This is a genomic window from Wolbachia endosymbiont of Tuta absoluta (genome assembly GCF_059414725.1).
The window spans coordinates 1-12,156 of sequence record NZ_JBNRJY010000692.1; the positions used below are offsets into that span (position 1 = coordinate 1).

General features: G+C 35.9%; 8 protein-coding genes and 1 pseudogene. 2 read left to right on the forward strand and 7 right to left on the reverse strand.

Annotation, left to right across the window (positions count from 1 at the left end; all coding sequences use genetic code 11):
- From nuoG to secB, 7 genes are all read right to left on the reverse strand, one after another.
- On the reverse strand, positions 1 to 1,524 hold a 1,524-nt coding region (gene nuoG, locus ACJ5GX_RS07250; protein WP_495292856.1), incomplete at its 3' end, for an NADH-quinone oxidoreductase subunit NuoG.
- A gap of 5 nt (positions 1,525 to 1,529) precedes the next feature.
- Positions 1,530 to 1,742: a hypothetical protein gene (locus ACJ5GX_RS07255; RefSeq protein ID WP_006279675.1), complete on the reverse strand. Its 213-nt coding sequence runs from the start codon at positions 1,740 to 1,742 to the stop codon at positions 1,530 to 1,532.
- Positions 1,743 to 1,999: 257 nt separating this feature from the next.
- Positions 2,000 to 3,466: a leucyl aminopeptidase gene (locus tag ACJ5GX_RS07260; RefSeq protein WP_262986680.1), complete on the reverse strand. Its 1,467-nt coding sequence runs from the start codon at positions 3,464 to 3,466 to the stop codon at positions 2,000 to 2,002.
- Between the two features lie 126 nt (positions 3,467 to 3,592).
- The gene (locus ACJ5GX_RS07265) at positions 3,593 to 4,234 is read right to left on the reverse strand and encodes a protocatechuate 3,4-dioxygenase (protein ID WP_012481990.1); all 642 of its coding nucleotides are present in this window, start codon (positions 4,232 to 4,234) and stop codon (positions 3,593 to 3,595) included.
- Between the two features lie 166 nt (positions 4,235 to 4,400).
- Positions 4,401 to 7,541, reverse strand: a complete 3,141-nt coding sequence (gene putA, locus ACJ5GX_RS07270; RefSeq protein ID WP_230609022.1) for a bifunctional proline dehydrogenase/L-glutamate gamma-semialdehyde dehydrogenase PutA — start codon at positions 7,539 to 7,541, stop codon at positions 4,401 to 4,403.
- Positions 7,542 to 7,662: 121 nt separating this feature from the next.
- Positions 7,663 to 10,284, reverse strand: a complete 2,622-nt coding sequence (gene acnA / locus ACJ5GX_RS07275) for an aconitate hydratase AcnA (protein ID WP_052264762.1) — start codon at positions 10,282 to 10,284, stop codon at positions 7,663 to 7,665.
- 6 nt (positions 10,285 to 10,290) lie between these two features.
- The gene (gene secB, locus ACJ5GX_RS07280; RefSeq protein ID WP_007302467.1) at positions 10,291 to 10,794 is read right to left on the reverse strand and encodes a protein-export chaperone SecB; all 504 of its coding nucleotides are present in this window, start codon (positions 10,792 to 10,794) and stop codon (positions 10,291 to 10,293) included.
- Positions 10,795 to 10,958: 164 nt separating this feature from the next.
- On the opposite strand from secB, the gene ACJ5GX_RS07285 reads away from it, so the two are divergent.
- Positions 10,959 to 11,618: a Tim44/TimA family putative adaptor protein gene (locus ACJ5GX_RS07285; protein ID WP_007302466.1), complete on the forward strand. Its 660-nt coding sequence runs from the start codon at positions 10,959 to 10,961 to the stop codon at positions 11,616 to 11,618.
- Positions 11,618 to 12,016 (forward strand): annotated as a pseudogene (locus ACJ5GX_RS07290) (exonuclease domain-containing protein); the annotation flags it as partial. The gene ACJ5GX_RS07285 and the pseudogene ACJ5GX_RS07290, both read left to right, overlap by 1 nt.
- Between the last annotated feature and the right edge of the window lie 140 nt (positions 12,017 to 12,156).

Here is a 12,156-nt window from a genome sequence, read left to right on the forward strand (position 1 = left end):
TGCAGCTATTTTATTTGATTTTGTATTCTTTAATTTCTTTGCAGCAACAGTTAGTGCTTCATTCCAATCAACTGGGACTAATTTACCATCTTTTTTTACATAAGGTTGATCGATCATGTTAAATTTTTCTGCAATTTTGCCAGCTAGAGCTAAAACTGATTCAGAATCATCTCTTATTAATGCATCTTGACCGATAATTAGCATAGGGTTCTGAGCCGCACTCAGTAACTCGCAGAATTTGTGATTTCCCTCTTCTATTTCTTTTAGAACGTTTGGACCATCACCTAATCTTTCAACATTATATAGATATTCAAGATTAGGACCAATATTTGCAATAGTGAAATTACCTTGTAAATATCTCTTTCTCAATCTTGCGTTAATTATTGGTGCTTCTATTCTTGGATTTGTATTTATAAGCAGACATAAATCTGCATTTTCTATACCCTCAATAGTGGTGTTGAATACATATGACCCACGATTATTTGGTATAAGCTTTGCTCCATCTTGCCTACAGTCTATATTCCCCGAGCCGAGCTTCTGCATCACTTCTTTGAGTAGAAGCATAGACTCACAATCTGCTAAATCACCTGCAATTGCAGCTATTTTATTTGATTTTGTATTCTTTAATTTCTTTGCAGCAACAGTTAGTGCTTCATTCCAATCAACTGGGACTAATTTACCATCTTTTTTTACATAAGGTTGATCAAGACGCTGAACTTTTAGTCCATCATAGGCAAAACGGGTTTTATCTGATATCCATTCTTCATTTACCTCTTCGCTCAGCCTTGGTAATATTCGCATAACTTCCAGGCCACGATAATCAACTCTAATGCTACTTCCCACAGCATCTAGCACATCTATAGTCTCACAATGTGATAGCTCCCATGGACGCGCTGTAAAGGAGTAAGGCTTTGAAGTTAAAGCCCCTACCGGGCAGAGATCTATAATATTCCCAGATAATTCAGAGCTAATATGCCTTTTTATGTAAGTACTAATCTCTATATTTTCTCCCCTGCCAATTCCTCCAAGTTCATTTGTACCTGCAACATCGGACAAAAATCTAACACATCGAGTACAATGAATGCATCTATTCATTGCAGTTCCAATCAGTGGACCAAAATGTTTTTTTGGCACAGCTCTTTTATGCTCATCAAGTCTGCTTATTCCTTTCCCATAAGCCATTGTTATATCTTGCAAATCGCACTCACCACCTTGATCACAAATTGGACAATCAAGTGGATGATTAATTAGTAAAAATTCGAGCACTCCTTCACGCGCCTTTTTTACCTTGGGAGTATCCGTGTGAATAACCATACCCTCTGCAACTGGCATTGCACAAGAAGCTACTGGTTTTGGAGGGCCACCCTCAACTTCAACCAAACACATTCTGCAGTTACCAGCAATTGCTAAACGCTCATGATAACAAAACCGCGGAACTTCAACGCCCACAACTTCACAAGCTTGAATTATAGTGAGCCCATGCTCTACTTCACATTCCTTAGAATTAATAGTAACTTTAACCACAACTACTATACAGCTTCCCACTTTATAGGATTGCCGCTTACCTCATCTTCAACTAGATTGCCGTTATCGTATTGAGCAGACATATAGTTCATACGTGAATCACGGTCTATATATCTAACCGGCTTTACCGGTTTATCCTTATACATTTTTTGTTCTGCTTTCTTACGCTGAGTAGGGTTATTTTTACTAGCTGTTTTCGCTTTTCCGCCTGCTGCCATATAAACTCCTAAAAACTTCCTATTTTATTCTAACACTTAAGTATATACCGTCAATACCCAATAGCTTTAAAGTTTTAATAGTCCATCATTACAATCATCATTTGAACAAAATACTTTCTCTTGATGCTGCTCAAGTGTGTAACTTTAGAATCCCCAAAAAAGAAAATGTAAGTTACTTTGATGATATCATTTTCTACGTCTTATAAATAGACATTCATGTAGCCGTAAATTAAGCTATAAACTCAATACAAAGATCCTTAATTATTAATCTCATAGTACTTCTCAACCAACTTATTTAGCAACCTTACACCGAAACCTACTGCCCCTCTTGGAGAAATATCAGTGCCTTTTTCGTGCCAAGCAGTGCCTGCAATGTCTAAATGTGCCCAACAAGTGTCGTTTACAAAACGCTGTAGAAACTGTGCAGCCATTATACTATCTCCACCAGAACCTGCAGGAGCTATATTTTGCACATCAGCAATCGGCGAATCAATAATTTTGTTATAAGTTTCATTCATAGGAAAACGCCATAATTTCTCATTTACTTCATTTCCTACATCAATCAGATGATTCGCTAATTCATCGTTATTTGAAAAAAGACCAGCATATTCATTATTTCCCAGTGCAACCACTATAGCACCAGTTAAAGTTGCAAGGTCGATCATAAATTTCGGTGCAAATCTATCTTGTGTATACCATAAAGCATCTGCAAGTATGAGCCTTCCTTCTGCATCAGTGTTCAACACTTCTATCGTCTGTCCAGACATCGAAGTTACTACATCACTTGGTCTTTGAGCATTACCGTCCACTGCATTTTCTGCAAGTGCAACTACACCAACTGCATTTACCTTTGCTTTTCGTCCAGCTAGAGTACGCATCACCCCAACCACAGTAGCAGAACCCGCCATGTCATATTTCATTGACTCCATGCCACGCGAAGGCTTGAGTGACACTCCACCAGTATCAAACGTTATGCCTTTACCCACAAAAGCTACAGGCTTTTGTTCCTTGAAAGCTCCATTCCATTTGATCACTACTAATTTTGGCTCTTTACTACTTCCCTGTGCTACCCCAAGCAATGCTCCCATTTTTTTCTCTTCCATCTGCTTCTTACCAAGCACTTCGATTTCAAGGCCAAGCTTAGTAAGCTCGGTTTTTATATAATCAGCATAGGATTCTGGATATAAAACATTAGGTGGTTCAATGGTAAGAGTACGTGCAAGAAATATGCCTTCACCTTCTTGTCTTAAACGCTCAAATGATTTTTCAGCACTACTAAATTGCTCATCTTTCGTTAGCACTGTGATCTCCTCTACTTCTGTAACTTTTTCATCCTTTTTGGTTTTATACTTATCAAATTTAAAACTGCGCAAAAATGCACCGTATGCAACATTTGCTGCATTGCCTTCGATTGAGATTGCCGCTCGCTTGATTCTTAATCTGCTTAGCTCACAATATATTTTACCACCAATATTTAATCCTTTGCTTTCATCCCATTCATCTCTCATTCCAAGACCAGCAACTATAATATTTTTTCCCTCTGATGAAGTAACGGAGAAAAATTCACCAAAACCTCCATTAAAATCACTAAATTTCTTGATGTTATCTATAGCTTGCTTATCTTGTAGAACATTAGTTATGAGCTTATCACCCTCAAAAAAACCTACCACTAGCGTCTCAAAATCGGGTAAAGCTTTAGAAATTGTTATCTTCATCGTTGACATCTCCGTTGCAAATAATTGTAAGCTGCACATAAAGCATAGTAAAAACATTAGTAAGATATTTTTCATATACATTTTAAGTACAATAGCGCTTAAGACTACTATGAACTCCGCTGATATGCAAGGGCTTTATCTTTTATCAGAAAATTTGTTATGCCCACCTAGGGTTATATTAAATGTGTAGGTCTTCATAGCCTGATTGTTATAAGTAAATGGTGCTATCAGAAGGCTTGCAAGTCCACTCTCAATAAGATTACCAAGAAGAAGATCATCACAGTTATCGCAATTATGATCAGCAAAAAACATTTGTGTTGTGAATTCTGGAAAATCTGGATGTTGGACCAAAAAGTTGATGTGTGGAGCCCTATCACCAATTTTACCTGGTACTATTGTAATAAAATTATAATAGCCAAGGTTATTTACTACAAATCTTCCTGATCCAGCAAAATTTGGATCAAGCTCCACATTTTCATCATAATAGCTCATGCCAAGTGAGTCTGCGTGCCATATAGAAACCACAGCATTTTGTATCGGTAAGCAATTTACATCAGTAACTCTACCCACTACATTTATTAATTCTCCTGATGCATTATTTGGAGAGCCAGGTTTTCTTCTTAAATTATTTGAAGAGTTAAAGCTTTTTGGCCTTGTTTCAAGATCATAAATCCCTGGAGTTTCAATACAATTAAGCAAAATAGGATCAGCTGCAAATAATGACAAATCGAATATAAATTGTACTAAAAACGCTAATAAGATATTTTTTACATTCATTTTGTTTATAGTGCTTTTATCAGAATTATAGCAACCTTTTTCTTTTATTAAAGACAAGACTTTCTTTGAAGCCTCCTTAGAATCACAACTATCCTTTCAATGTATGAGTTTTAGGTTTTAGTACTGCATACACAACTGCACGGACTTCCAATTTAGAAATTGCAAATCAATCCAAACACGCAAGTTTAATGTTACCGCCACATGCTGTAGTGTTGACACTTACAACCTTTTCTATAGAAAAACGTTGCAGATAATTAGGACCACCAGCTTTTGGTCCGGTACCTGACAGTCCTCTACCGCCAAATGGTTGTATTCCAACTGCTGCACCTATTTGATTGCGATTGATGTATACATTTCCAACTGATATTTTCTTGCTTATTAAATCGATCTGACTTTGTACACGGCTTTGCAAAGAAAACGTAAGTCCATATCCTGTATTGTTTATATCACTTATAACTTCATTTAACTGCGACTTATTAAAACGTATGATATGTAAAATAGGCCCAAACACTTCTTGCTTTAATTGCGAAATTTTTTGTATCTCATAAATGTACGGAGGAAAGAAATAACCATTATAAGAATTTGTATCCATGGGTACCTTGGACAAAAGGTTTGAATCTTCATCCCTTGATATCTTTTCCGTATGTTTAGTGAGCATATCAATAGATGCTTTGTCAATTATTGGACCAATATCTGTGCTCAGTTGTATTGGGTCACCTATCTTTAGTTCTTGAGCTGCATTGCATATCATTTTTATTTGTTTTTCTGCTATATCTTCTTGAATAAATAGCACTCTGAGAGCAGAACAACGTTGACCGCCACTGCGAAATGCAGAAATTAAAACATCCTTAGTTACCTGCTCTAAAAGAGCAGAACTATCAACAATCATAGCATTTAATCCACCAGTCTCAGCGATAAGTGGCACAATAGGACCATCTCTACTAGCAAGCATTCGATTAATTATTTGAGCAGTTTGTGTTGAACCAGTAAAAGCTACACCGGAAATTCTATTATCTGGCACTAATGTTTTACCTAAATACCAACCATCCCCTGGAATAAGGTGTAGCACATTTTTTGGTATTCCAGCTTCGTGTAGTATCTTAACGGCTTCACAGGCAATAATCGGCGTTTGCTCTGCCGGTTTTGCCAGCACTGCATTACCTGCTGCAAGTGCAGCTGAAACCTGTCCAATGAAGATCGCGAGTGGAAAATTCCACGGTGATATGCATAAGAAAACTCCTCTGCCTTCAAAAAAGATGAAGTTATCTTCACCTGTTGGACCTGGCAATTTTTTCCAGTCATTCAGTTCATTTTTTGCTATCATTGCATAATAGCGCAAAAAGTCGATTGCCTCTCTTACTTCTGCTATTGCATCGGATAAAATTTTTCCTGCTTCTACAATCAGAATATAAATTAACTCTTTCATCCTTTCCTCAAGCAAATCTGCAGCTTTTTCAAGGCATTTAGCGCGCTCTTCTGCTGAAACATTCTGCCACTTAGTAAAAGCACTATGTGCTATTTCAAGAGCATTTAAAGCATGAGCACTTGTTGCACTTGACACTTCCCCAATTACATTTTCCAAATGTGCAGGATTCACTACTTCGGTAAATTCCGCACTGTCAAGAAACGACTCTCCATCAATTATTGGGCCAACCTGCCATTTCTTTTCACTAAATTCCCTTACATCATTTGCAAATTGTGAAACTGCAATTGAATCGCTAATATCCATTCCCAAGGAGTTTTTTCTTTCCTCTCCAAAAATATCTCGTGGCAACGGAATGCTTGGATGAGGCTCATATTCTAAGCTTTTTACTTTTTCTAATGGATCTGAGACTAATTCTTCAATTTTAACGTCAGAATCATTTACTTGATTGACAAACGAGCTATTAGCTCCATTTTCAAGAAGACGCCTAATAAGGTATGGCAATAAATCACTATGTTTACCAACTGGTGCATATATACGACAATTGATGCTTGTTGCAAGTTCTGAAATTGCATAATCATACAAACTTTTACCCATTCCATGTAAGCGCTGAAACTCAAACCCAGGATGATTTTTATCGGCAAGCTCTATTATAGTAGCAAAAGTATAAGCATTATGAGTTCCAAAACATGGATAAAAGTGATTCTCTTTGCTTAAAAGTTTCTGCGCACAGGCAAGGTAGCATACATCTGTGTGGCTTTTTCTAGTAAACACCGGATAACCAATTAACCCTAATTCTTGTGTGCGCTTGATTTCCGAGTCCCAATATGCTCCTTTCACAAGTCTCACCATAACCTTATGCTTTGATCGAATGGCAACATCTTCAACAAAATCAAGAACAGACAAAGCACGTTTTTGATACGCTTGCACAGCTAGACCAAGCCCTTCCCACTCAGAAAGTGACTCATCAAGACGCAACTGTTCAAATAACACGAGCGACATCTCAAGCCTTTCTGATTCTTCTGCATCTATACACAATGAAATATTATACTTTTTTGCTTCATGACAAAGTTCCAGTACTTTAGTTCTCAGTTCTTCAGCCATATTATCAAATTGGCTAAATTCATAACGTGAGTGCAGCGAAGACAATTTGATTGAAACCCCCTGAGATTTAAAGCAATCATTTATGTCAGCAGATTCACCTATGGCTTTTATTGCATGCATGTATAAATTAAAATACTCTTCCGCATCCTCAACTGTGCAAGCAGATTCACCAAGCATATCAAAAGAGCATAAATACTTACTGTAGTCATCTGATTTCACACTTTCCAATGCTTTTTCTATAGTTTCTCCAACAATAAAATGCTTGCCAAGAATGGATATTGCTTGTTTTACCGCTTTGCGAATTATTGGCTCTCCTAAATTTTTCAATAACCTGGAAATTATGTTATAGAATTTTGAATCCTCTTCATTGTTTCTTAATATACTGCTTCCTATAATTAAACTCCATGTAGAAGCATTAACAAACAATGAAGAGGAACGCCCCAAGTGTTTATTCCATTCTTGGTTGGCAATTTTATCTTTGATCAATTCATCTATTGTGTAATCGTCTGGTATTCTAAGTAATGATTCAGCAAGACACATTAGTGCTACTCCTTCATCATTAGAAAGTGAGTACTGTTGTATAAAAGAATCTATAATGCCTAATTTACTACCTCTAATCTTTTCGACAATTTGTTTTGCAATATTGTAAATTCTGTTTTTCGAATCAACCGAAAGTTCTACTTTTTCTACAAGATAACGTACACAGCTTTTTTCATCAGTACGATAAAATCCTTGTAAACGTTTTCTGAGTTCATTAGGTTCTTGTATAGAGCTAATCATAATTATCTATAAAACACCTTTACTATATGTAAGGTAAAATTATATCATAACTTCGCATAGAACAAATCATTATTTAAAAGGACCAGGGCTGGAGCTAAAAGAAGTCTAGTACTTACTTTTACTAAGTCGAAAGAAGTATGTAGCTTAACACTCCACCACTCATTAAGTATTTAATCTCAGTTGCGGTTTGTACACAGCATTTGAGTTGTATTGATTGCTTTGAATTATCCTGTCTTTTAATGATACATTCTAGATTTCCATTTGATACTATTTCACCTTTTATGCTTATTATCTCACTACCATCAAATATCTTTCTGGTTATTCCATTTTGGAATATAAGTGGAAGAACACCCATGCCGACCAAGTTGGACCTATGTATGCGTTCAAAACTTTCTGCAATCACAGCTTTAATTCCCAGTAATGCAGTACCCTTTGCTGCCCAATCCCTACTTGAACCTGTACCATATTCTTTTCCTGCAATGACAACTAATGGAACAGCTTCTCTTTTATATTGCATTGCTGCATCAAAAATTGACATAGTTTCTTGAGAAGGAATATGTTTTGTATAGCCACCCTCAGCGCTCACCATTTTATTTCTTATTCTGATATTAGCAAAGGTTCCACGCATCATTACGTTGTGGTTACCGCGGCGAGATCCATATGAATTGAAATCTTGCGGTTCAACTCCAAGACCTTTTAAATATATGCCTGCAGGACTATTTGAGGCAATATTTCCAGCAGGGGAAATGTGGTCGGTAGTGACGCTATCGCCAAACATCGCTAGTATTTGCGCATTCTTTATATCAACTATGTTGCTTCCATTGTTCTTAGTCGATAAATTATCAAAATAGGGAGGGTTTTGTATATAAGTGCTTTTCGTGTCCCAATCATAGATTTCACCTTTCTCACACTTTATCTTTTGCCAATGCTCATCACCAGAAAAAACATCCTTATACTTTTGTATGAACATTTCACGCGTCACAACACTTTTAACACAGCTCTCAACTTCATTATTTGTTGGCCATATATCTTTGAGATAGACATCATTTCCATTCTTATCTTTGCATATTGAATCTTTTGTCAAATCAATTTGCACAGTGCCTGCAAGTGCATATGCAACAATAAGTGGCGGAGATGCCAAGTAATTAGCTTTGACTAACGGATGAATTCTTCCTTCAAAGTTACGATTGCCAGACAAAACTGCAGCAACAGTTAAGTTTTTGTTTTTTATATCATCCTCTATATCCTTATTAAGTGGACCAGAATTTCCAATGCAAGTTGTGCAGCCATATCCAACTAGATTAAAACCCAAAGCATTTAGATCTACCTGCAATCCAGACTTTTCTAAATATTCTGTCACAACTTGTGACCCTGGAGCAAGAGAAGTTTTAACCCAAGGCTTTGATTTTAATCCAAGTTTAATTGCATTACGAGCTACAAGACCTGCAGCAATCATCACACTTGGATTTGAGGTGTTAGTGCAGCTTGTTATTGCTGCAATCACTACGCTGCCACTCTGGAGCTGATCGCCATAGATAGGTTCCAACGGAGGTCTGTTTGTCTCATTAATAGGAAAAGATGTAGAAAAAGATTCCGCTACTTCTGAAAGGAAAATCTTATCCTGTGGTCTTTTAGGACCAGCCATCACTGGCTTTACGCTTGATAAATCAAGCTTCAGTGTGTCAAAGAACGCCAATTCTTCATTACTACGCCACAGCCCTTGTTCTTTTGCATAGACTTCAGCTAATTTAACCAACTCTTTTGGCCTTCCGGTTAAGTTTAAATAATCTAGTGTCTTCTGATCAATTGGAAAGAATCCACAAGTTGCACCATACTCTGGAGCCATATTAGCTATGGTTGCTCTATCTGCCAAAGATAAACAATCTAAGCCATCACCATAAAATTCCACAAATCTGCCAACAACGCCTTTTGTTCTCAGGATATTAGTAATCGTTAGCACTAGATCAGTTGCTGTTACTCCCTCTGAAAGTCTTCCTATTAATTTAAATCCTACTACTTCTGGAATTACCATACTAATTGGTTGACCAAGCATCACAGACTCAGCTTCTATTCCACCAACACCCCAACCAAGAACCGATAAACCATTTACCATAGTAGTGTGACTATCTGTACCGACTAAGGTATCTGGATATAGAACTCCGCTATCGTTACATACAACTTGCGCTAAATATTCAAGATTCACTTGGTGGCAAATTCCAGTACCTGGTGGCACTACTCTAAAATTTGTGAAGGATGACTCTCCCCATTTTAAGAATTGATACCTCTCCAAATTTCTTTTTACTTCCAGTGCAACGTTTTTACCAAATGCAGAAGTGCTTCCGTAACTATCTACTTGAACAGAGTGATCGATCACAAGATCAACAGGTACAGATGGATTTATTTTGCTGGGGTTACCTCCGTTTTTCTTCACATAATTACGCATTGAAGCTAAGTCAACGACAGCAGGAACTCCTGTGAAATCCTGCATCAAAACCCTTGCTGGCTTGTAGCTAATTTCGTGATTAATGTGTTTCTTGACGCAATTTGCTAATATCTTTATGTCATCTAATTTAACGCTTACTCCATCTTCGTTGCGCAATAAATTTTCAAGCAATACCTTGAGTGAACAAGGCAATTTTGTTAAATTTACTCCTAAAAATTTACCAGCGTTACTTAGGTTAAAGTAGTTATATAACCTTCCATCAATATTTAAAGTCGTCTTTGCATTTAAAGAATTGTTCATCCTGTATTAGTTAAAATTGGAATTACTAGCGCTACTTTTTTGTTGTTGACTTTGCTGCTGATACATAGTTTCAAAATCTATAGGATCTAGCATAAGTGGAGGAAACCCACCACTACTTGTAGTTCTTGCAATTATTTCTCTTGCAAAAGGGAAAAGAAAAGTAGGTCCACCAATAAATAAAGCTTGTCTCACCTCTTCCTCACTTAGCTCTGTAAAATTTTCTATTGAAAAAATACCGCAATACTTTACCTCGCAAATGAAAGCTATATCATCTTTTACATCTTCATCTTTTACCGTTGCTTTGGCTTCTATATGCAAAGTAATTTCATGAAAAGGCTTTTCTTCACTTATTCCTTTTTTATTTTCTGTTCCTTCTAATTTTGCTGAATTAATATTAACCATTACATTAATATCAGGAGCTTTACTAGAAGGAAGGAATGGCGAATTTGGATTCTCAAACGAAAAATCTTTGACATACTGACCATGAATTTTCATTTTGTGTTGTGACATTTCTTACGTCTCCTTTAATTAAGTTGAGATGTTTAATACTTTCTTATATAATATATTCATTTACAAATGAATAGTAAACCTAACTATAGGTTAATATGAAAAACATATTTTTATCAATAATTAATAATATTTAGATACTTTATATATCAAGGAGTTAAGTTACCATGATAGAGCTTGTAATATATGCTTTACTAGCGGCGTTTATTTTTTCACGCTTATATAATTCTTTAGGAAGATCAGCCAGTCTCAACCTAAAAAAGCTAACAGGTGTATTGGATGTAAGTCAAAGTAAAGAAGATGTGGTAGAAAATATCGAAGATTATATTTATAGCAACGACAAAAGTTCAATAGAAACTACTTATGAACAAATATTACAAAAAAACAAAGAGTTTTCTATTTCCAATTTTATAGAAGGTTCAAGCATAGCTTTTGAATTAATAATAAAATATTTTAACCAAGGAAATTTACCTCAATTAAAATCCCTTCTGGACAAAGACTTATATAACAGTTTTGTGGATAAGATTAAACATCGTAAAGAGACACATGAGTCCATAATTGTTTCTATCGTTTCACAAAAGATCTTAGAAATAAAGTTAGTAAAAAACGTAATATTTATTGCAGTATATTTCCTTTCAGAGCAAATTAACTTCGTTAAGAATAACGAAGGAAACATCACATCAGGTAGCATGTCTACTATTAACAAAGTTGAAGATGTATGGCAATTCAAAAAAAATATTAATTCATCAGATCTAACTTGGTTACTTGTTTCTATTAACTATAAGAAGGCAAGTACTGATAAAAATTTAACAACAAATGACAACTGATGAAAAGTAGGCTACGAGAAATAGTACTTGATACTGAAACTACAGGTCTTGATACTAAATCTGGCCATCGAATTATTGAGATAGGATGTGTAGAACTAATTAATCGTATTCCAACAGGTAAAACATTTCATCGATATCTCAATCCAGAAAGAGATATACCTTACCACTCATTTAAGATTCATGGTATTAGTGAGGAATTTTTGGAAGATAAACCACTATTCTCAGATGTTGCACTTGAATTTCTTGACTTCATATCCAATGACATTTTGGTGATTCATAATGCTGAATTCGATGTTAAGTTCCTTAATATGGAGTTAGGCAAGTTAAATGCTGGGTTAATTTCCTCAGATAGAGTACTAGATACATTACCACTTGCAAGAAAAAAGTTTGTAGGATCGATCTTCTACCATGGCACTTTTTCTGTTTTTCAAGTTTTTTCCACTCAGACCTCACTTTTTCCACCACCTTTTCAAACTCCTCTATAGTTAAACCTGTTATATTACGAAAGTTTCTTGGGTGCTTCTTCATTTTATAGTAA